Raw genomic sequence first — 21,653 nt, 5'->3', positions numbered from 1 at the left:
TTACTTTGTAATTCTGTTTTTTTTAGTTAATTATAGGTTTTTCATTTAAAAAATCCATAGTTTTCTATTTTAAATTATTCAATGATTTGCTATTTCTTTCTGTTATTTCTTAATGATGTTTATTTATTTTTGATTTTTAATCATGAATTGTTATTTTTAAACTGTTTTTTTTAAGGAATAAAAAAAAAATTTAAAAAAAATATAAGAATATTAAAAAAAAAATATATTTTTATGCAATCGATTACAAAGAAAAATATGCAAAAAAAATTATTCTGAAAAAAATATTTTGAACTTGATTTTATTTTTTCCCTGCGTATTTCTCTTAAATCAAATATTATTTTAATCCAAAAACAGCAAAAAAATGAAAAAAATTAGAACTTATCTTTTATTACTATTAACAAGTACTACTTTTCTAATTCATGCTCAAAAAGCACCAAAAATAGATTTGACTTTATGGAAATTAACAATTCCTGAAGGTTCTGTTACTACATATAAAGCGCCAAAAATTTTGGATTATGCTGAAAATGTGGAAATCCAAAAATTCATGTTCAATGACCTGACTGATAGATCTTTGGTTTTTTATGTTTATCCTTCAATAAAATCCAAACGATCTTTTAATAAAACAGATTTAAAAGAGCAAAATTCATTTGGAGGAGATGCAAGCTGGTCTTTTAAACAAGGAGCTAAATTAAAAGCGTCGCTTAAAATGGGAGAGATTTATAAAAAGAACGATCAGCACCCACGTGTTATATTTGCCCAAATAGGTGGCAGATTAAAAGAAGATCAGGTTAATCAAATTGGTGCAAAAGATAAATCTGCCCCGTCAATCTTAAAAGTTTTTTGGGATAATGGATATGTAAAATTAAGATCAAAAAGACTTGCTGATCCCTCTATTACAGGAGTTGATATTTTAAAAGAAGATTCCTGGATTGATGATGATGGTTATATATTTAAAAATAAAGTTGGTTTTGACAAATTTACATTTCAAATTGAAATTAGTGATGGAAAGATGGAGGTTAGTGTAAATGGTGAAAAAAAGGTATATTCCGGAGGTGATTATAAGTTATGGAATTCATTTGATAATTATTTTACTGTAGGATGTAATCTTCAGGGTGATGAAACCGGAGCTTATGCAAATGTGAAATTTTATTCTTTAGATGTTACTCACTAAGAATCTGATTTTTTAATAAAAAACAGAAAGTCTGTGTCGTATTTGATACAGACTTTTTTGTTTGTAATTATTTGAAGATAAGATCTTTATTTTAAGGTTTCTTTTTTAATTTAGCTTTAAAAATTTTTTCAAATTTTTCTATTTTTGGCTGAATTACCATCTTGCAATACGGTTGGTTTGTGTTGTTTTGGTAATAATTCTGATGATAATTTTCGGCTTTGTAAAATTTTGTAAGAGGTTCGATTTTTGTAACAATAGGGCTGTCGTAAACTTTTGCTTTATTAAGGTCATTAATAATACGTTGAGCTGCTTTTTTTTGTTCCTCATTTTTATAAAAAATTACAGATCGGTATTGAGTTCCTATATCTGCACCTTGTCTGTTTAATGTTGTCGGGTCATGAACCGTAAAGAAGACTTTGAAGATTTCATTGATGTCGGTAATATTTTTATCATACGTAATCTGTACTACCTCCGCATGACCGGTTGTTCCTGTGCAAACGTCTTCGTAAGTAGGATTTGCAGTTTTTCCTCCTGAAAAACCTGAAACTACAGATTTTACACCTTCTAAATTTTCATAAACAGCTTCAACGCACCAATAACATCCTCCGCCAAGAGTAATGTTTTCCAGATTAGAAGTGCTTTTTGTTTTGTTTTCCTGTGCAAATCCATTAAGCGTGAATGCTATCAGTAAACATGAAATTATGTTTTTCATATATATAATATTTATTTTTTAGAATCAGGAATGAAGTCAAGGGCAATCGAGTTCATGCAATATCGTTTTCCTGTAGGTGCCGGGCCATCATCAAATAAATGACCTAGATGGCCATTACATCTTCCGCAGAGAGCTTCGATTCTTTCCATTCCAAGAGAGTTGTCGTTTTTATAAACAACACTTTTTTTATTGTCTTGTTCGAAAAAACTTGGCCACCCGCAGCTGCTCGCAAATTTTGTTGTTGATCTAAAAAGTTTATTTCCGCATGAGACGCAATAATAAGTTCCTTTCTCATCTGTGCTCCAATATTTTCCTGTAAAAGGTCTTTCTGTATCTGCTTCTCTCATGACAGCATAAACATCTTCGGGTAAAACTTTTTTCCATTCTGCATCGCTAACATTTAATTTGGTTGTAGCTGTATTTGAATAATAAGGATTTCCGGGTTTGTTGATTTTGTTTTCCACAACTTTATTTTCAGGTTCTTTTTTAGTGTTTTGTCCGCAAGCCTGCAAAATGAAAAGAGGCATTAGGAAGAATAGGCTGATGAGATTTTTTGATTTCATGTTTTTGGAGATTAATCTGAATTCCAAAGATACGATGAGATTTCATGCAGAAATATCTTTACATTGTAATTCAGATATATTTAAGTGTGTTTTAACTTTTTGTTTATTTACGTAAAAATATATAGTTGTAGTTTTAAAAGCTTGGTTTTAAAAGGTTTTTTTTGAAAAAATAATGAAATATGATATTGAAAATCAATAAAGTATAATAAAATCAGGCTTAGTTAAACTTTTCACAATCTTTTCTGAAATTTTCAAGCCATTTCTTTTTTCGTATTTTTGTTACATCAACACACCTTATGATAGAAGAAAACGTAATATTAGTTAATACAAATGATGAGCAAATTGGCTTAATGCCAAAATTAGAAGCACACGAGAAAGCGGTTTTACATCGGGCTTTTTCAGTTTTTATTTTAAACAGTAAAAATGAAATAATGTTACAGCAGCGTGCTCATCAAAAATACCATTCACCTTTACTATGGACAAATACTTGTTGCAGTCATCAACGTGAAGGGGAGTCTAATATAGAAGCTGGAAGTCGCAGATTGTTTGAGGAAATGGGTTTTAGAACCGAATTAAAAGAACTATTTCACTTTATATACAAAGCGCCTTTTGATAATGGTTTGACTGAACATGAACTTGATCACGTGATGATTGGATATTATAATGATAGTCCAGCCATCAATTTAGAAGAAGTAGAGGATTGGAAATGGATGTTGATAGAAGATGTAAAAGATGATATTGAAAAGCATCCCGAAATTTACACTGTTTGGTTTAAAATAATTTTTGATGAATTTTATCATTATTTAGAGGACCACAAACTATAAAAAACCTACTAACTAAAACCTAAATGAGAGTAACCATATCAAGAAAGGCACATTTTAATGCTGCGCATCGATTACACAGGAAAGACTGGACATCTGAAAAGAACGATTTAGTTTTTGGAAAATGCAATAATCCCAATTTCCATGGTCATAATTATGGTTTAACAGTAAGTGTTACAGGAAAAATTGATCCGGAAACTGGTTTTGTAATGGATGTAAAAGTGTTAGCGGATATTATACTTGCTGAAGTGGAAATTCCGTTTGATCACAAAAACCTGAATCTGGATGTTCCTGAATTTCAGGATTTGAATCCAACAGCTGAAAACATTGCTGTTGTGATATGGAATAAAATTAGAAAAAGAATTCAGCCCGATTTTGATTTAGAAATCGTTTTGAATGAAACGGAACGTAATTTTGTAACTTATAAAGGAGAATAAAGCATGTCATTAAAAATAGGAGATATAGTTCCGAATTTTACTGCGAAAGATAGTCACGGAGAAATTTTTGAAAGCCAAAGTGTTTTGGGGCGAAAGCCGCTCGTGATTTATTTTTACCCTAAAGATAATACACCGGGTTGTACTACCGAAGCCTGCAGCTTTAGGGATCAATATGAAGATTTTAAAGATTTAGGGGCAGAAGTAATTGGGATAAGCAGTGATAGTGTGAAATCCCATCACAAGTTTGCTAAAAAACATGAGTTGCCATTTATTTTGTTATCAGATGAAGATAAGAAATTGAGGCATCTTTTTGGAGTTAAAAATAATTTATTCGGACTCCTTCCTGGAAGAGTAACGTATGTAATTGACAGAAATGGTCTTGTAATTTTAATTTTTGACAGTATGAATGCTGCCAGCCATATTCCGAAAGCGTTGCATACAATTAAAGAATTAGTATTGTAAGTTAAAAAAAATAGTATTAGATAAATATTGTATTAATAAAGATATTAGCCAAAAAAAAACTATGAAACCAAAATCATACCCTTTGCAATTTGAACCAATTTTAAAAGAAAGAATTTGGGGAGGAGAAAAACTGAAAACGATTCTTAACAAGCCAATTGTTTCAAAAATTACGGGAGAAAGCTGGGAGTTGTCAACTGTAGAAGGAGATGTGAGTATTGTAGCTAATGGAGAGCTAAAAGGTAAATCATTAATGGAGCTTATTGATGAAATGCCAAACGAAATTTTGGGAACCGAAGTTTACAAGCGTTTCGGTAAACAATTTCCTTTGCTTTTTAAATATTTAGATGCAAGAGAAGATCTTTCTATACAAGTTCATCCAAATGATAAATTAGCCAAAGAACGTCATAATTCATTCGGCAAAACCGAAATGTGGTATGTAACACAGGCTGATCCGGACGCAAGAATTATTGTTGGCTTCAAAAATGATTCCAGCAAAGAAGAGTATTTGCAGCATCTTAATGATAAAAACCTGGGTTCTATTCTTGATACTGTAAAAGCTAAACCTGGAGATGTTTTCTTTTTAGAAACCGGAACGGTTCATGCAATCGGAGCAGGGCTGGTTGTGGCCGAAATTCAACAAACTTCAGATATTACATATCGTTTGTATGATTTTGATCGTAAAGATGCTCAAGGAAATACAAGAGAGCTACATGTAGATTTAGCGCTTGACGCAATAAATTATAATAAAGTAGATACACAAAAGAAATACGAAACAAAAACGAATACATCAAATGTAGTTGTTGATTGCCCTTATTTTACAACCAATTTTATACCGTTGGGAAATAAGGTTTCCGTTTCTAAATCAGGAGAGACTTTTACGGTTTATATGTGTATAGAAGGGGCTTTTGAAATTGAATTTGATGGTTTTAAAGAAGTGTATGAAAAGGGAGATACTGTTTTGATTCCGGCTGAGATAAATGCATTTATTTTGAATGGAAAGGCTTCAATTTTAGAAATTTATATTTCATAGCGCTTAATATAAAGATTATGTGTACTTTTGCAAACGCAAATTAAAATTAAAATAAAATGGCAAACGTTAAGAATTTAAAGAAAGACATCAATTTCGTATTAGGAGATATTATTGAGGCAATTTACTTATTTGAAATGTCTACTACAGGAAATCCTACACCTGAAACGAATGCTTTGATCGATCAGGCAATCGCTGCTTTTGATACTTTGATCACAAAAGTGAATGCTAAAAATGTTGAAAACAAAAAGGCACACTTCAAGCAAATCAATGTTGAGTTGGAACAAACTGCTAATCAATTAATTGCTAAAATCAACGAATTGTAAGCCAAAAAAAAGTATAAAAAGTTCAAATATATTTTGGAAAAACCAAAAACCGCCTTATATTTGCACCCGTAATGAGTCGCCAGCGTAGCTCAGTTGGCTAGAGCAGCTGATTTGTAATCAGCAGGTCGTGGGTTCGAGTCCCTCCGCCGGCTCAACAAAAAAACCATCACTTTTGTGATGGTTTTTCGTTATAATGAAGGGCAGTCTTATTTTTGGGACAAAAAAACCATTAATAATTGTGCTTTAAAATGAGTCGCCAGCGTAGCTCAGTTGGCTAGAGCAGCTGATTTGTAATCAGCAGGTCGTGGGTTCGAGTCCCTCCGCCGGCTCAGCAAAAAACCATCACTTTTTGTGATGGTTTTTTTTTGGAATAAATTAAGTTTTAGATTCAATGGTTTATGCGATATGATTTTTAATGTCTTGTAATAAAACAAAAAGGCCTGAAAATTTTCAGGACTTTTTTGTTTAAAATATTCAAATTATTTTTTTTCTTCTTTTTTGATGTCATTAACATACTTGGTTAGCTTTTTACCGTATAATGATTTAGCTACATTAGGAGTCATCGACTTTTGAATAGTATCCAGAAATTTAATATTGATATCATAAATTTCTGCCAAGGCTATATAAGGTGCTATTTCATGATCTTTATTGTTAATTGCAAAGTTGGTAGCGAATAAATATTTTCGTTTAATATTCGAATTACCTTTTGCTTCAATGCTATCCATTGCTTTTTGATCCTGTCTTTTCAATGCTTTAAATTTTGCTTCTATCAATGAAAGACTTTCGTCTTTAAAGCGGGAGTTTACTTTTTGATATTCTTCATATAGCTCTTGGTTTTTTGAACCGGTAATCTTGGCGCCATTAATAAAATTATCAAGATTTGCATCGATATTTATGTTTCCCGGTTCAGCAAAAAACATGATGTTATTGTCTAATGAGTTGGTAACGCCACGATCCAGGAATAAATAAAGCATTTCCGGGGATTCTAATTTTATAGTAGTTTCAAAAGCTGAATTTCCATCAATCTTAATGCTGTCAATAGCTACCAAAGCTGTGTCATTATATCTTTGTATATATAATTTTCCTTCTTTTAATCCTTTTATGTTTCCTGTAATATGTACACTGTCAGTTGGTTCTTTTTTGTCACATGAGACAGCTAATAAGGTAATTGCAATAAATGCAATAATTGATTTTTTCATTGTTTTTTAGATTTGGGTGCAAAATAAAGAAATTTTTTAAATGAAGTTGATTGAAGGTTTAATTTTTCAGAAATAAATTTTAAACAGGCTCTTAAGTTAAAATTTTGTCTTTTCTGTTTTTTGAATAGTAAGCCCAAAACTATGTGTTATCTTTGCAGGCTCAATTTTAAATAAAGTAAAATGTCACAAAAAAATATACTGAAAGGAGTTTTTCTGGTTGGTTTAGGTGCTACAAGTTATGGTATGCTGGCTACATTTGTAAAAATGGCTTATGCGGAAGGTTTTACGACTGCAGAAGTTACTACTTCTCAATTTATATTAGGCATTTTAGGTGTTTTGTTGATTAATGCTTTTCAAAAAGCAAAGCATAAGGAAAATGTAGTAAAAGCAACGACGAAAAATATTTTTAATTTAATGTTGGCCGGAACTTCATTGGGTATGACTAGTTTGTTTTATTATTTAGCTGTAAAGTATATTCCTGTTTCAATAGGTATTGTTTTATTAATGCAGACTGTCTGGATGGGGGTTTTGCTTGAAATGGTTTTAGAAAAGAAACTGCCATCAATTCAAAAGATAATTGCTGTTTTTATTGTTCTTATTGGAACTGTGTTAGCAACTAATATTCTTAATAATAATATTGCGTTAGATTGGCGTGGAATTGGCTGGGGCATTCTGGCAGCGGCATCATTTACTACAACCATGTTTACAGCAAACCGTATAGCTGTCAAAATTTCTTCGGCGCAAAGAAGTTTATATATGCTTTTGGGTGGTTCTGTTATTGTTTTTTCGTTTGCTCTGGCTACACAAAATGCACCTTTTAATTTTTCAATTTTCTTGAAATGGGGGATTGTACTTTCTCTTTTCGGGACTATAATTCCTCCGATGCTTATGAATGCCGGTTTCCCTTTAACCGGAATTGGATTAGGAAGCATTGTTTCTGCTCTTGAACTGCCGGTTTCGGTAATGATGGCGTTTGTTTTATTAAATGAAAAAGTCATTTTTTTGCAATGGATCGGAATCGTACTAATTGTTTTGGCAATCATTATAATGAATGTTAATTTTAGAAAAACAATTGTTTTGTAAAAAAAATCATACTTTCGGGTAAAAGTCCTTGGAATTTATTAAATTCGTGCTAAAATCTGATTATCATGGATTTACCCTGGCATTTGTATCTAATGGCTTTTCTTTATATTGTTGCCGGAATTAATCATTTCAGATCTCCGGGGATGTATCTTAAAATCATTCCTCCTTATTTTCCAAATCCCGGATTACTAAATATTATAAGTGGAGCCGCCGAAATAATTTTGGGTTTTCTTCTCACTCTTCCTTTCATGAGCCATTTTGCTGCATGGGGAATTATAGCTTTGCTCGTTGCAGTGTTTCCGGCAAATCTTTTCATGTATCAAAATAAAAAAGCAGGTTTTGGTTTGCCAAAATGGATTTTATTGCTGCGTATGCCATTACAGCTTTTGTTGATTTTATGGGCATATCAATATACCTAAATTACTAACCATTAATTAAAACCATTTATTATGAAAAAATTATTTGCAGAGTTTTTTGGAACATACTGGCTTGTTTTTGGAGGCTGTGGAAGTGCACTTTTTGCAGCCGGAATTCCTGAATTAGGAATTGGTTTTCTTGGGGTTTCATTAGCATTTGGTTTGACCGTATTAACAATGGCCTATGCTGTCGGGCATATTTCAGGGGGACATTTTAATCCTGCAGTTTCAATTGGATTATGGGCAGGTGGAAGATTTTCGGCAAAAGATTTGATTCCGTATATTATAGCACAATGTATTGGTGCTCTCGCTGCAGCAGGAACATTGTTTATTATCTGGTCAGGGAAAGCCGGAAATGCAATAGACAATACTAAAGCCGGAGCTTTTGCATCTAATGGATTTGGCGCATTTTCACCAGAGGGTTATTCTATGTCATCAGCATTTATTACTGAGTTCGTGCTTACATTTTTTTTCCTGCTAGTAATTTTGGGTGCTACAGATAAATTTGCAAACACAAGTTTTTGTGGTATTGCAATTGGTTTAGCCTTAACATTAATTCATTTAATCAGTATTCCAATTACAAATACTTCAGTTAATCCTGCACGTTCATTATCTCAGGCTATTTTTGTCGGAGGTAAGCCTTTGTCACAGGTTTGGCTGTTTTGGCTTGCTCCGTTTTTAGGCGCAATTGCAGCAGGATTTATTTATAAAACAGTATTGCAAAATAATGAAAAATGAATAGTTTAATATTAGTTTTTAAAAATAGAGAGAGGAAATCAGATATTGGTTTTCTTTTTGTATGTAGAAATTTTATTTTATAAGATTTTAAAATGCATATATGGGTTAAGAATAAATTATAAATTATAAAATTTACAAATATGTCAGGCAAAATTCAGATACCGTAAAAAAATGCTGAAATCAATAAAAAAAATATACTCAATCTGATCAACTAATTATTTTTTTTATTAATATTGATACTTAAATTGAAAATCAATCTATTAATCATTAACCTCTATTTTGAATTAATTTTCACGTGATGAAAAAGAGTAACCGCAAAGAATTGAATTGGGAACAAACTGAAAAGCTTGTTTCGTTGGCACTAGAAGAAAAGAATCCATTCGAAATTATAAAAAAAGAATTTGGGTTGTCAGAAAAAGAAGTTCTGGAAATAATGAAAAAGAAAATGCCTCTTGAAAAATTTGAGATGTGGAAAAAAAAAGCAATTGCAAATAAACCAAAGCCCAAACCGGTTAAAATAGATGATTTTGATGAAGATTTGGACGGCAAATATTATATCAAAAATAAATTAGATTAAACAAAAACTCCTGAATTGCAGGAGTTTTTTTATTTTATATCTTTACTGTAACAGTTTTACATTTTGTAAGACTTATATAAAAATTAAACTTTTAATAAATGAAAAAAATAATTTGCACATTAGCTCTCGCAGTTACACTTTGGAGCTGTAAAACCGGGACTTCAGGTGCTACGCAAAAAAATGTGGCTGTCAATATTAATCTTACAGATATAAAGGATGATAAAGTTTTGGTAACAGTTACTGCACCTGAAATAAAAACTGATGAAGTAATTTACAGTATTCCTAAAACTGTTCCGGGAACCTATTCTACGGATAATTACGGAAAATATTCAGATGGTTTTAAAGCTTTTGATGCTAAAGGAAATAGTTTAAATGTAAAAAGAATTGATGATAATTCCTGGTCTATTTCTGATGCAAAAAAATTAAAAACGATTACCTATTTAGTGGGTGATACTTTTGATACTGAAAAAGGAACCGGTTTTGGTAATGATGATGTCTTTTCGCCAGCAGGAACAAACATAAATGCAGGAATCAACTTTATGGTCAACACACATGGTTTTGTTGGATATTTTCAGGATAAATTAGATATTCCTTATAAAGTTACCATAACACATCCTGAAACACTTTGGGGAGCAACTTCAATGACAGATGAAGATGCAAGCAAAACAAGTGATGTTTTTATAACTTCTCGTTATGCTGTTTTGGTAGAGAACCCAATCATGTATTCTAAGCCTGATTATACTACATTCAACGTTAATGGAATGGATATTTTAATTGCTGTATACTCTCCAACAGGAAAATTTACGGCAGAAAGTATTACGCCGGAGATGAAAACAATGATGACAGCTCAGAAAAACTTTTTAGGAAAAGTAAATGCTACTAAAAAATATACAGTTTTGTTGTATCTGTCAAGTATGGCAAAAGATGACGCACATGGTTTTGGTGCTTTAGAACATCCAACTGCTACAACTGTAGTTTTACCTGAATCAATGCCGAAAGATAAATTGGTTGAATCGATGAAAGATGTAGTTTCTCATGAATTTTTTCATATAGTAACTCCATTAACTATTCATTCTAAAGAAATTCAGTACTTTGATTATAATGCTCCAAAAATGTCTGAACATTTATGGATGTATGAAGGTGTAACCGAATATTTTGCAAATCTTTTTCAGATTAATCAGGGTTTAATTGATGAAGCTGAATTTTATGCCCGCATTGCTGATAAAATCGAGCAGGCAAAAGGTTTAAATGATACTATGTCGTTTACTGTAATGAGTAAAAATGTTTTGGAACAGCCATATAAAGATCAATACTTAAATGTATATCAAAAAGGGGCTTTGATTGGAATGTGTATTGATATAATAATCAGGGAAAAAAGTAACGGAGAACGAGGAATTCTTGATCTAATGCACAAGTTATCTGAGGAATACGGAGTCGAAAAACCATTTAATGATAATGAACTTTTTGATAAAATTACAAAGTTGACTTATCCGGAGGTTGGGGAATTTTTAAAAACTTACGTGGCCGGAACAACTCCTATTCCGTATGATCAATATTTGGCAAAAGTGGGGGTAACCAAAGCTTCTGAGAAAAAGGCAGGATCAGTTTTCTTAAAAGGACAGGTGCCGTATATAGGTGTAGATCCAAAAACAAAACAAATAAGTGTGCGTCCGGATCTTGAGCTAAATCCGTTTTTTACTAATTTGAATCTTAAACCTGGAGATGTTATTTTGTCTATAAATGCGAAACCGTATTCATTGGATAATATTTATGACCTGATTGGGGAGAGTGAAAACTGGAAAGAAAATGATCCGATTACTATTCAGATAAAACGTGGTGGTAAAGATGAAACTATAAAAGGAACTGTAAAATTACCATACGAGGAAAGCGAAACTTTTAAAGCTACAGATATTTCAAAAGAAAAACTAAGAAATGCCTGGCTGAAAGGTTAAAGTTTAAAAAGCACAAACAAAAAAGTCTCTGAAGTTTATCAGAGACTTTTTTATTTGTGAATAGAAGACTAAATATCATTAGTTTTTTAAATATTTTTCCAGAAATTGATCCTGTTCCCAAAGTAAGTGCAGGATATTTTCTTTAGCAACATAACTGTGCGCTTCTTTTGGCAGAATTACCATTCTCGCAGGGGCGCCTAATCCTTTTAATGCCTGAAAATAGCGTTCAGTTTGTAAAGTGAAAGTTCCAGGATTATTATCTGCTTCTCCATGTACTAATAAAATAGGTGTTTTCATTTTGTCTGCATTCATAAAAGGAGACATCGTATTATAAACAGATGGAACTTCCCAGTAATTACGCTGTTCAGTCTGAAAACCAAAAGGAGTCAGAGTTCTGTTATACGCTCCGCTTCGTGCAATTCCGCAGGCAAAAAGATTAGAATGGGTTAATAAATTCGCTGTCATAAAAGCGCCATAAGAATGTCCTCCCACAGCAACTTTCTTGCGGTTAATATATCCTAATGCATCAACGGCATTTATTGCTGCTTCAGCATTATCAACTAATTGAGAAATAAAGTTGTCATTTGGTTCTGTTGTACCTTCTCCAATTATAGGAAAGGCAGCATCATCCAAAACAACATATCCTTTTGTTACCCAATATACAAATGAACCATAGTACGGAAAAGTAAATTCATTTGGGTTTTGACTTGTTTGTCCGGCACTGCTTTTATCTTTGTATTCTGCCGGATAAGCCCAGATTAATAAAGGCAATTTTTCTTTTTTGACTTTGTCATATCCTGCCGGCAGGTATAAAGTGCCTGATAATTCAACACCGTCTTTACGTTTGTATTTAATTACTTCTTTGCTGACATCTTTAATGCTTTCAAACGGGTTTTTAAAACTGGTAATTGGAGTCAGGGCGTTTTGTTTTTTGATATTTCTGAAATAATAATTTGGATAGTCATTTTTGGATTGGATCTGAACTAAAACTTTTCCGGTTTTAAAATTTTCAATTTCCAAAAGATCCTCTTTTTTATCTTTATAAGCAGAAGTATATAAACGTTTGGTTTGTAAAGTTTTTAGATTAAACTCATCGATAAAAGGAAATTGCCCGTCCTTGGTAAAACCTTCACCAATTCGATAAGCAGTATTATTCTCAATTGCTAATACATATTTGTTATAAGCATTTTTTCTGGTTTCAAAAATACCAGGGTCAGAATAGATGTCCTGCGAATTCCTGTCTGAAATTACCTTTGGCTGTTGATCCGGATTTGACGGATTTATGAGGTATGTTTTTGTATTTCGAGTATCATACCACTCATCAGAAACAATTGCTGTATGGTCATCACCCCAGGTAATATTGTTAAATCGTTGAGGTATTTTTAATAATGTATTGGCATCCTTTGTGAATGGTGCTTCCCATAAAAATAGTTCATCTCTAAAATCTGCTTTATTGGCAGGGTCACCCTCGTCTAAAGCTACAACGTATGACAGAGTAGCTGGTTTGTCATTTCGCCATGCCATTTCTCTTTTTCCTTTTCTGACTGCCATGAAGCCTTTTGGTATAATTTCATTAAGCGGAACTTCGTTTACCACTTTTATCTCTACCCCGTTATTATCATAAACCACCGTTTTAGAAGGGAATCTGTTTAAGGGTACAACATATGAAAAAGGTTTTTGGATAGTGGTTAATAGTATGTAATTTCCATCAGGCGAAATTCGTTCTCCGGCATACATAGCAGCTGCTTTAAACAAGGTAGCAGTTCCGTTAAGATTGACTTTATATAATTCAGAAGTGATAATATTTTCAAAATTTATTTCATCATTTTGATTTTTTAACATATCAGGATAGGTTCTGTTTTGCGATTTTGTTCCTGATGTATTCGAAATAATAGGTCCAGTTGGCAAATCTTTTTTGGCATCAAGTAAAGGCTGTCTGTTTTTTGGAAGCATTTTAACCAAAATAGTTTCGCTGTCTAAAAACCAACTGAATGGATTTCCTAGATTTGCATTGACAATTCCCTCAGTAAGTTTTTTAGCTTTTGCTGAAGCAACATCCAAAACCCAAAGTTCAACTCCTGAATTTGTTGTATGAGAGAATAAAATTTTCTTATCGTTTGGAGACCAAAGAATATTACTTATTTTTGGATTGTCCGGCAAGCCCGAAACCTGTATTTCCTCTGTGTTATTTATTTTTCTTATTTTGAAATTGTTTATATAAGTTACAGTGCTGGAAATATTAGTGTTAGGGTTAATTCTTAAACCAGCCAGTCTCAGTTCATCCTGATTTAAATCATCTAAAGTTTTATAGGTGCTTCTATAGGATAAAAGCAAATATTCTTTTTTAGTATCCATAGATACACTAGGTGCTCTTTCGTAATCAGCCAGATCCAAAATTGATTTGGATGGTTTTTGATACATGAGGTTTTCTTGTGCAAAAGCAATAAAACTCACGTTTAAAAATAGAAGCAGGGTAATTTTTAATTTCATAATTTCAATTTTTGTGTTTAAAAATGAAGGATGTATTTTGTTAGTCTAAAATATCGTAATCTTGTTACATTTCTTGTGCTTTTTACTTCTTTTTTTAATTTATTAAACAAAACAAAATATAAAAAAAAGAGAAATTAAGATAATGAATAGTTTTAAGAAAGTATTGAATTGTTAATTGCGAAAAAAACAGTAATTTGTATACTTATGTTTTTAAGTATACTTAAATTTGTAGTCCAAATTTTTAACAAATAATAAAAAAAATATGTATCATTCAAAAGTAACGGGCTTAGGATATTATGTTCCTTCAAATGTTGTGACAAACGATGATTTGTCTAAGATTATTGATACCAATGATGAGTGGATTCAGGAAAGAACAGGAATTCAGGAAAGAAGACATATTATTCGTGGAGAAGATACCACAACTTCGATGGGAGTAAAAGCGGCTAAAATAGCAATTGAGCGTTCTGGTGTTGCCAAAGAAGATATTGATTTTGTAGTTTTTGCTACATTAAGTCCGGATTATTATTTTCCTGGTCCCGGAGTTTTAGTGCAACGTGATTTAGGATTAAGAACTGTAGGAGCATTAGATGTTCGAAATCAATGTTCTGGTTTTGTGTATGCAATTTCTGTTGCGGATCAATATATTAAAACCGGAATGTATAAAAACATTTTGGTAATTGGTTCTGAGGTGCATTCAACAGGATTAGACATGACAACCCGTGGGCGTGGAGTTTCGGTTATTTTTGGAGATGGAGCAGGAGCGGCAGTCTTAAGCCGTGAAGAAGATTTAACGAAAGGAATTTTATCTACTCATTTGCATTCCGAAGGGCAGCATGCAGAAGAATTAGCTTTGCAGGCTCCGGGGATGGGTGCGCGCTGGGTAACAGATATTATTGCAGATAACGATCCTAATGACGAAAGTTACTATCCCTACATGAATGGTCAATTTGTGTTTAAAAATGCAGTTGTTCGTTTTGCAGAAGTTATTAATGAAGGTTTAGAAGCAAATGGTTTACAGGTATCAGATATTGATATGCTGATTCCGCATCAGGCGAATTTGAGAATTTCACAGTTTATTCAAAATAAATTCAAATTATCAGATGATCAGGTTCACAACAATATCCAGAAATACGGTAATACAACCGCTGCGTCTATTCCAATTGCTTTGACAGAAGCCTGGGAACAAGGGAAAATTAAAGCAGGAGATACTGTTGTTTTAGCAGCCTTTGGAAGTGGATTTACGTGGGCAAGTGCAATTATCAAATGGTAATTAGTTTTCACAACCCTAAAATAGTAGAACCTGCTTTATTTGAAGCAGGTTTTTTTATAAATTTAGCGGGTAATAATTGTTTTTAAGAACATGAAAAAAAATCAACTCGAAATAGCATGTTTTAATTACGAATCAGCTTTGATTGCTCAGAATAATAGAGCTGATCGAATAGAGTTGTGCGAAAATATGCATCTTGGTGGTACAACACCTAATTATGTTTTGGCGGTAAAGGTTCGTGAAAAACTTTCTATAAATATGCACGTTATAATAAGACCCAGAGGTGGAGATTTTGTTTATTCAGATGAAGAAATTGTCGAAATGAAGCAAGACATAAAACAATTTAAGAAATTAGGTGTTGATGGTTTTGTTTTTGGAATTTTAAACGAAGACGGAAGTGTAAATAAAAAGAAAAATCAGGAATTAGTCAATTTAGCTCATCCTCTTTCCTGTACTTTTCATCGTGCTTTTGATGTGGTTAAAAATGTTGAGCAGTCTTTAGAAGATGTTATATATTGTGGTTTTAAAACCATTTTAACTTCCGGACAGCAAATAAATGTTGAAGAGGGAATTTTCAATTTAGAGAAAATTCAAAAATTAGCCAATTACAGAATTGAAATTATGCCTGGCGGAGGATTACGATCATCAAATATTAAATTATTGCAGGATAAATTAGAACCTACTTTTTATCATTCATCTGCCATTACAGATAATACAGAAACAGCAAATCCCGAAGAAATAAAAGAAATTCGAAATTTTTTATAAATGTTAATCAATAAAAAATGCCTGAAGTTGGCAAACTCCAGGCATTTTTCTACAAGTACTAATTAAAAAAATATTCAAAAGAATTAAAAAGTGGGACTAAAACATTCCGCCACCACCTTTATTAGTGTTATCTTCTCTTTGTTTACGTTGCAGGTTTTTAATTTTTCCACCTCCAAAATTATAGGTTAAACCTAAATAAACTGTTTGACTTTCCCATGTAAATTGTCCTGATTGCGGATAAGGATATTGGGTATCAAAAGCATATTTCATAGTGTTGAAAACATCATTAAAACGTAAGCTAATATTCATTTTGTTGTCTAATAATGTGTAACGTGACCCTATATCCATTTTGTACATTTCATGACTGTTATTTTGAACTCCATCAACAGCCCCTCTGTAAAAACCGAACAATAAGAAACTTAAACGTTTATTTGCTTTAAAGTTAGAGTTCATGCGTCCGTTGAATGCTGCAACTGTAACCGGATTGTTTTTTGATGTTCCATTTGCTAAAAACACAACGCCATCCTGATCTATGCTTGAAAAATCGATAGACGGCTGGATATCCCACCATTTTGTAATTTTATAATTTAAAGAAACTTCAAAACCATATGCTGTATTGTGATCATAGTTGGCAAACGTTAAAATTTGTTTATTCCCGTTTAAATCTGATGGATCCGGACGTAAAATTCTGCCAATCTGATCATTGATGCTTCTAACAAAAACACCTGTAGTAAAACTGCCTTTTTCGAAGGTTTTAGTATAATTTACTTCAACAGAATTAGTAAACTGAGGTCTTAGTTCCTGATTCCCAAATGAAGTAACCAACGGAGTAGAAAACTCACGAATAGGTTTTGTCTGTTCTAAACTCGGACGGTCAACACGACGGCTGTAGCTAAGTTGCAAAGTGTTTTTCTCATTTAAATTATATGTTAAATAAGCTGATGGATATAAAGTAATATAATCATCATCAAACTTTTTCGAACCATTATTTAAATTAGCTGCCACATTATAGCTTTCAAAACGAGCTCCTAATTGGTAACTTAATTTTTTAAATTTCTGTCCAAATGTTAAATAAGCAGAATAAATATCGGTATCATAAGTATAATTAACAACTTTGTCAGTAACTATAGGATTGTTGGTTGTATAGTTATTTTCAGTACGGGTTATTCTGGCTTCTGCACCCGCTTCGAGGGTCGACTTTTCGTTTAACGGATTTACATAATCAACATTAAAAGTGCTTAATTTTCGTTTATCATTTATGAAATCATTGTAAACAATATTGTTGGATGTATTATCCGTTTTTGTTGTTTCAGTATCAAAAGCCGCATTTTGAGTTTCTTTTGTATCACTATAATTTCCTTCAAAATCTAATGTATGACCTTCTTTTTTGAAGATGTGTTTATAAGCTAAATTATATGTACCGGTTTTGTTTGGCCCCTGATATCTTGATTTTTGATACATATTTAAAATGTTATCCGCTGAATTAACATAATCAATATTAGTATTTACAAAGCCAAGTCCTGTTGCTTTATTTTGAGTGGTGTAAAAAGATAGAGTATTATGATCATTAATTAAATAATCCATCCCCACTTTGTATAAGTAGGAGTCGTCTTCGTTTGAAATGTCTAAATCCTGTGTAATACTCTTGTCTGTTTTTTTGATAAATCCATCGTTAAAATGTGTTCCAAAGTTATTACCTGCATTCCCAAAGAAGTTTACTTTTCCTGTCTTATAATTCAAATCTAATGACTGATTGTATTTTGCAGTTTGTCCGAAGGTGATACCCCCGCTGTAAGTTCCGTTAAAACCGGTATTCGCATTTTTGTGCAAAACAATATTAATGATTCCTGACATCCCTTCCGGATTGTATTTTGCACTCGGATTAGTAATCAATTCAATTTTTTTAATCGAAGTTGACGGAATCTGTTTCAGTAATTGAGCCGGATCAAGATTTGTTGGTCTTCCGTCAATTAATACACGTACATTCTCATTTCCACGAAGTGAAAGCTTTCCGTCCTGATCTACGTTTACAGAAGGAATATTATTCATGATATCAGATGCAGAAGCTCCTGCAGTTGTCAGGTCTTTACCAACATTGATCACTTTACGGTCAATTTTTTGTTCAATTGTAGAACGTTCAGCAACAACATTAACGCCTTTGAGCTGAGTCGCTTCTTCTTCTAGAGATACATTAAAAGTAGCCGTTTTTTTATTGTCGCTTAAAATTACAGATCCAATATATTTTCTAAAACCAATATACTGAATTTCGATTGTGTAACTTTTTAGAGGAAGGTTTTTAATTGTAAAATCTCCGTTGTCATCTGTGTTTACCCCTGATACCACTTTTCCATTGTCTTTAATCGAAACTGTAGCATAAGAAATGGGAGCCTTATTGGATTTTTCAATAATTTTCCCGGAAACCGTTCCTGTATTCTGGGCCTGTGCTGCTGCAATAAAACTGAATAATGCAAACAGAAAGAATTTTAATTTCATAATTTGATAATTGATTATTTTGATTTGATTGATGATTGATTGTATTCAAATTTCCTAATAAGACATTTTTACTAACAATTTGTTACAAGAAATTAATAAGAAAAAATTAGTATTTTCTTAGATGTTCTGTTTTGTAAGGGATTAGTGGTTTTTTTTTGATGATTTTAACAATTATAACAAGTCTGTTTTTGAGAATTTCTAATTATTCTTTGGTATTTAATATGTTTTTCGTTTTCTCTAATTGATGAATAAGCAGTATATTTGCTCACTTTAAAATAAGTTTACATGTCATTATCACAAATTCTTACTCCTTCTATACAAAGCGCTATTCAGGCATTATTTGATGTTACTGTTGATAAAATCGAATTCCAGACTACCAGAAAAGAGTTTGAGGGAGATATTACCATGGTAATTTTTCCTTTATTGAAATTGACTAAAAGCAATCCTGTAGAATTAGGAAATAAAATTGGAGATTATCTGGTTGAAAATGTGGCTGAAGTTGCAAGATTCAATGTTGTTTCCGGTTTCCTTAATATCGTAATTGCAGATCGCTATTATTTGAATTTCTTTAATGAAATAAAAGACAATACTAAATTTGGTTTCATAACTCCAAACCCTGAAGATAAGGCGGTAATGGTCGAATATTCTTCGCCAAATACCAATAAACCTTTGCACTTAGGTCACGTTCGTAATAATTTGCTGGGATATTCTGTGGCTGAAATTATTAAAGCTTCGGGTAAAAAAGTATATAAAACACAAATCATCAACGATCGCGGAATTCATATCTGCAAGTCAATGCTGGCCTGGGAAAAATTTGGAAATGGAGAAACTCCGGAAAGTTCAAATTTGAAGGGAGATAAACTAGTTGGTAAATATTATGTTGAGTTTGATAAAGCCTATAAAGGTGAAATCAATCAATTAATAGAAACCGGTAAAACGGAAGAAGAAGCTAAAAAACAAGCCCCAATTATTCTTGAAGCACAAGAAATGCTTAAGAAATGGGAAGCCGGAGATGAAAAAGTAATTGCACTTTGGAAAAAAATGAACCAGTGGGTTTATGACGGTTTTGCTGTAACATACACCAATCTTGGAGTTGATTTTGATAAATATTACTATGAAAGCAATACGTATTTATTAGGAAAAGATGTTGTTCAGGTGGGACTTGACAGAGGAGTTTTCGAAAAAGATCCTGACGGTTCAGTATGGATTGATTTGACAGACGAAGGTTTAGACCGTAAAATTGTACTGCGTTCTGACGGAACTGCGGTTTACATGACACAGGATATTGGAACTGCAATTCAGCGTGTAAAAGACATGCCGGATGTTGGTGGAATGGTTTACACCGTAGGTAACGAGCAGGATTACCATTTTAAAGTATTATTCTTAATTCTGAAAAAGTTAGGTTTTGACTGGGCTTCAAGCTTATATCATTTATCATATGGAATGGTTGATTTGCCATCCGGAAAAATGAAAAGCCGTGAAGGAACTGTTGTAGATGCTGATGATTTGATGCATGATATGACGGCAACAGCAAAACAAATTTCTGAAGATTTAGGAAAACTGGAAAGTTATTCTGCTGAAGAAAAAGCTAAATTGTACAAAACAATTGGGCTAGGAGCTTTAAAATATTACATTTTAAAAGTAGATCCAAAAAAACGTATTTTATTTAATCCGGAAGAATCTGTAGATTTTGCCGGAAATACTGGTCCGTTTATTCAATATACGTATGCGCGAATTCAATCGATCATTCGCAAAGCTGATTTTGACTACAATGTCACACTGAGCGGAGTCGAAGTGATTCACGAAAAAGAAAAAGAACTGGTAAAACAAATCGAACTTTTTCCTGAAGTAATTCAAAATGCGGCACAAAACCATAGCCCGGCTTTGATTGCAAATTATACATATGATTTAGTCAAAGAGTATAATTCTTTCTATCAGTCGGTACATATTTTAGGAGAAACAGATTTGACTAAAAAAATATTCAGAGTACAGCTTTCGCAAAAAGTAGCCGAAGTTATTAAATCTGCTTTTGCGTTATTAGGAATTGAAGTTCCTGAGAGAATGTAAATTGTTCTTTAATAATTTTTGAATCAAACAACAACAAAAAGAGCCGATAGTTTAGGACTATCGGCTTTTTTACAACTAACACAAACATTTTTTATTTTACGAACTTTTGAATGATGGCATCCGTTTCTGCTTTTGTTGCATTTGGTTTCAAATCAAACAAAAGAGAATAAAGCGCTTTTTTCTCTACTTTGGCTTCTAGGCTTAAGTCCTGGTGTCTGTCAAAAAGAGTCTGCCATTTATCACGAACATTTTTCCAGAGTGCATTATTTGCTGCCCACCATTTTTGACCGGCAATACATTTAATATCCGGAACTTTGGTATAAACGTCCATTCCTTTTTCTTGCGCTAATAAAACATCTTTTCCGCTGTCATCTCTGATCAGTTTATCATTGTCCTGTTCATGGTTCCATCCGGTAGCAGTAATTTCATGAATGTTTCTTCTTTTTAAAACATTATAATCATTACGTTTTGTGTGTTCTCTTCTTGGCAATGGGGCATCTGTTACATTTGCCCAGTAATTCTGACCGTCAACATGTACCCAGGTGGCAGACCCTTCGTATCTTGGGCTGTCGTCTACCTGATATACTTTTTGAGTCCATTGTCCTTTTACAGCTTTTTTATCCAGTTTTTTATACTTCCATGAAGTGTTTTTGTCAAATAAATACAAGTCTGTGTTTTCGTATAACCAATCTTGTCTCCAGTGTTTAATGATCATGTCATCACTTACAATTAATAAATGCTGCATTGAGATTTTATTTGGAGTGTCTTCTACTAATTCTACCCATTCCAGCGCCGACTCGTGCTTTGTTTCAGAGGGTTTATAGCTAAGAGAATCTTTTGGATAAGAGAAAGTCTCTGTGAAGTTAAATTTTACTTCATAACAGCCACACATCGATTTTATAGACTTAATATCCTGCTGTTTTTTGTCTTGGCTGAAACCTGAACTAAAAGTTAAAGCCATAATGGCTGAAAAATAAAGGCTTTTTGTGATCATAACTACTTATTATAGGTTTTAAATTTTTTTCGCAAATATATAAATTTTATTTAGAACAAATAAAAATAATTATATATTTGCAAAGTTATTAAG

At 32.5% G+C, this 21,653-nt stretch carries 20 protein-coding genes and 2 tRNA genes; 16 read left to right on the top strand and 6 right to left on the bottom strand.

Annotated elements, in window-relative coordinates; all coding sequences use genetic code 11:
- Positions 1 to 361 precede the first annotated feature (361 nt).
- The gene (locus FLACHUCJ7_RS21580; RefSeq protein ID WP_051872889.1) at positions 362 to 1,171 is read left to right on the top strand and encodes a polysaccharide lyase family 7 protein; all 810 of its coding nucleotides are present in this window, start codon (positions 362 to 364) and stop codon (positions 1,169 to 1,171) included.
- Between the two features lie 91 nt (positions 1,172 to 1,262).
- On the opposite strand, the gene msrA is transcribed toward FLACHUCJ7_RS21580, so the two are convergent.
- Together msrA and msrB are read right to left on the bottom strand one after the other, a co-directional pair.
- Entirely contained in the window at positions 1,263 to 1,883 is a 621-nt protein-coding gene (gene msrA, locus FLACHUCJ7_RS21575; protein WP_078225810.1) for a peptide-methionine (S)-S-oxide reductase MsrA, read from the bottom strand.
- Positions 1,884 to 1,894: 11 nt separating this feature from the next.
- On the bottom strand, positions 1,895 to 2,446 hold the full coding sequence (gene msrB, locus FLACHUCJ7_RS21570; protein WP_180910397.1) for a peptide-methionine (R)-S-oxide reductase MsrB: 552 nt from the start codon (positions 2,444 to 2,446) through the stop codon (positions 1,895 to 1,897).
- A 296-nt stretch (positions 2,447 to 2,742) separates the two neighbouring features.
- On the opposite strand from msrB, the gene idi reads away from it, so the two are divergent.
- The 7 genes from idi (at position 2,743) to FLACHUCJ7_RS21535 (ending at position 5,848) form a co-directional block, all read left to right on the top strand.
- The gene (idi, locus tag FLACHUCJ7_RS21565; protein WP_180910396.1) at positions 2,743 to 3,270 is read left to right on the top strand and encodes an isopentenyl-diphosphate Delta-isomerase; all 528 of its coding nucleotides are present in this window, start codon (positions 2,743 to 2,745) and stop codon (positions 3,268 to 3,270) included.
- Between the two features lie 23 nt (positions 3,271 to 3,293).
- On the top strand, positions 3,294 to 3,704 hold the full coding sequence (locus tag FLACHUCJ7_RS21560) for a 6-pyruvoyl trahydropterin synthase family protein (protein ID WP_031455952.1): 411 nt from the start codon (positions 3,294 to 3,296) through the stop codon (positions 3,702 to 3,704).
- Positions 3,705 to 3,707: 3 nt separating this feature from the next.
- A complete protein-coding gene (locus tag FLACHUCJ7_RS21555; protein ID WP_031455951.1) occupies positions 3,708 to 4,166 on the top strand; it encodes a peroxiredoxin in 459 nt (152 codons plus the stop codon).
- Between the two features lie 61 nt (positions 4,167 to 4,227).
- Positions 4,228 to 5,196 carry a type I phosphomannose isomerase catalytic subunit gene (locus FLACHUCJ7_RS21550; RefSeq protein ID WP_180910395.1) on the top strand — a complete coding sequence of 323 codons (969 nt, stop codon included), beginning with the start codon at positions 4,228 to 4,230 and terminating at the stop codon, positions 5,194 to 5,196.
- Positions 5,197 to 5,252: 56 nt separating this feature from the next.
- Positions 5,253 to 5,519, top strand: coding sequence for a hypothetical protein (locus FLACHUCJ7_RS21545; protein ID WP_031455949.1), 267 nt, complete (start codon positions 5,253 to 5,255; stop codon positions 5,517 to 5,519).
- A 78-nt stretch (positions 5,520 to 5,597) separates the two neighbouring features.
- A tRNA-Thr gene (locus FLACHUCJ7_RS21540) sits at positions 5,598 to 5,671 on the top strand.
- A gap of 103 nt (positions 5,672 to 5,774) precedes the next feature.
- Positions 5,775 to 5,848, top strand: a tRNA-Thr gene (locus FLACHUCJ7_RS21535).
- Positions 5,849 to 5,998: 150 nt separating this feature from the next.
- Here FLACHUCJ7_RS21535 and FLACHUCJ7_RS21530 read toward each other — a convergent pair.
- Positions 5,999 to 6,718: a DUF4369 domain-containing protein gene (locus FLACHUCJ7_RS21530; RefSeq protein ID WP_078225815.1), complete on the bottom strand. Its 720-nt coding sequence runs from the start codon at positions 6,716 to 6,718 to the stop codon at positions 5,999 to 6,001.
- 180 nt (positions 6,719 to 6,898) lie between these two features.
- Between FLACHUCJ7_RS21530 and FLACHUCJ7_RS21525 the strand changes: the two genes are divergently transcribed.
- From FLACHUCJ7_RS21525 to FLACHUCJ7_RS21505, 5 genes are all read left to right on the top strand, one after another.
- The gene (locus FLACHUCJ7_RS21525) at positions 6,899 to 7,801 is read left to right on the top strand and encodes an EamA family transporter (RefSeq protein ID WP_180910394.1); all 903 of its coding nucleotides are present in this window, start codon (positions 6,899 to 6,901) and stop codon (positions 7,799 to 7,801) included.
- Positions 7,802 to 7,866: 65 nt separating this feature from the next.
- Positions 7,867 to 8,220, top strand: a complete 354-nt coding sequence (locus FLACHUCJ7_RS21520) for a DoxX family protein (RefSeq protein WP_078225817.1) — start codon at positions 7,867 to 7,869, stop codon at positions 8,218 to 8,220.
- A gap of 30 nt (positions 8,221 to 8,250) precedes the next feature.
- Entirely contained in the window at positions 8,251 to 8,955 is a 705-nt protein-coding gene (aqpZ, locus tag FLACHUCJ7_RS21515; RefSeq protein WP_180910393.1) for an aquaporin Z, read from the top strand.
- Positions 8,956 to 9,253: 298 nt separating this feature from the next.
- The gene (locus FLACHUCJ7_RS21510; RefSeq protein WP_031455944.1) at positions 9,254 to 9,532 is read left to right on the top strand and encodes a DUF2805 domain-containing protein; all 279 of its coding nucleotides are present in this window, start codon (positions 9,254 to 9,256) and stop codon (positions 9,530 to 9,532) included.
- A gap of 98 nt (positions 9,533 to 9,630) precedes the next feature.
- A complete protein-coding gene (locus FLACHUCJ7_RS21505) occupies positions 9,631 to 11,484 on the top strand; it encodes a M61 family metallopeptidase (RefSeq protein WP_180910392.1) in 1,854 nt (617 codons plus the stop codon).
- A 78-nt stretch (positions 11,485 to 11,562) separates the two neighbouring features.
- On the opposite strand, the gene FLACHUCJ7_RS21500 is transcribed toward FLACHUCJ7_RS21505, so the two are convergent.
- Positions 11,563 to 13,974 (bottom strand): S9 family peptidase, encoded by a 2,412-nt coding sequence (locus FLACHUCJ7_RS21500; protein WP_180910391.1) that lies wholly within the window; start codon positions 13,972 to 13,974, stop codon positions 11,563 to 11,565.
- A gap of 262 nt (positions 13,975 to 14,236) precedes the next feature.
- Between FLACHUCJ7_RS21500 and FLACHUCJ7_RS21495 the strand changes: the two genes are divergently transcribed.
- Positions 14,237 to 15,244, top strand: coding sequence for a 3-oxoacyl-ACP synthase III family protein (locus FLACHUCJ7_RS21495; protein ID WP_180910390.1), 1,008 nt, complete (start codon positions 14,237 to 14,239; stop codon positions 15,242 to 15,244).
- A gap of 90 nt (positions 15,245 to 15,334) precedes the next feature.
- Positions 15,335 to 16,006 (top strand): copper homeostasis protein CutC, encoded by a 672-nt coding sequence (locus tag FLACHUCJ7_RS21490; RefSeq protein ID WP_078225822.1) that lies wholly within the window; start codon positions 15,335 to 15,337, stop codon positions 16,004 to 16,006.
- A 96-nt stretch (positions 16,007 to 16,102) separates the two neighbouring features.
- Here the strand turns inward: FLACHUCJ7_RS21490 and FLACHUCJ7_RS21485 are convergent, their stop codons facing one another.
- A complete protein-coding gene (locus FLACHUCJ7_RS21485) occupies positions 16,103 to 18,499 on the bottom strand; it encodes a TonB-dependent receptor domain-containing protein (protein WP_180910389.1) in 2,397 nt (798 codons plus the stop codon).
- 285 nt (positions 18,500 to 18,784) lie between these two features.
- Between FLACHUCJ7_RS21485 and argS the strand changes: the two genes are divergently transcribed.
- A complete protein-coding gene (gene argS / locus FLACHUCJ7_RS21480; RefSeq protein ID WP_180910388.1) occupies positions 18,785 to 20,566 on the top strand; it encodes an arginine--tRNA ligase in 1,782 nt (593 codons plus the stop codon).
- 91 nt (positions 20,567 to 20,657) lie between these two features.
- Here the strand turns inward: argS and FLACHUCJ7_RS21475 are convergent, their stop codons facing one another.
- Positions 20,658 to 21,560, bottom strand: a complete 903-nt coding sequence (locus FLACHUCJ7_RS21475) for a DUF6607 family protein (protein ID WP_180910387.1) — start codon at positions 21,558 to 21,560, stop codon at positions 20,658 to 20,660.
- Between the last annotated feature and the right edge of the window lie 93 nt (positions 21,561 to 21,653).

It is taken from the genome of Flavobacterium salmonis (assembly GCF_903819435.1).
Taxonomy (GTDB): domain Bacteria; phylum Bacteroidota; class Bacteroidia; order Flavobacteriales; family Flavobacteriaceae; genus Flavobacterium; species Flavobacterium chungangense.
Note: the sequence above shows the minus strand (reverse complement) of the source record. Positions and strands in the feature narration are given on the sequence as shown.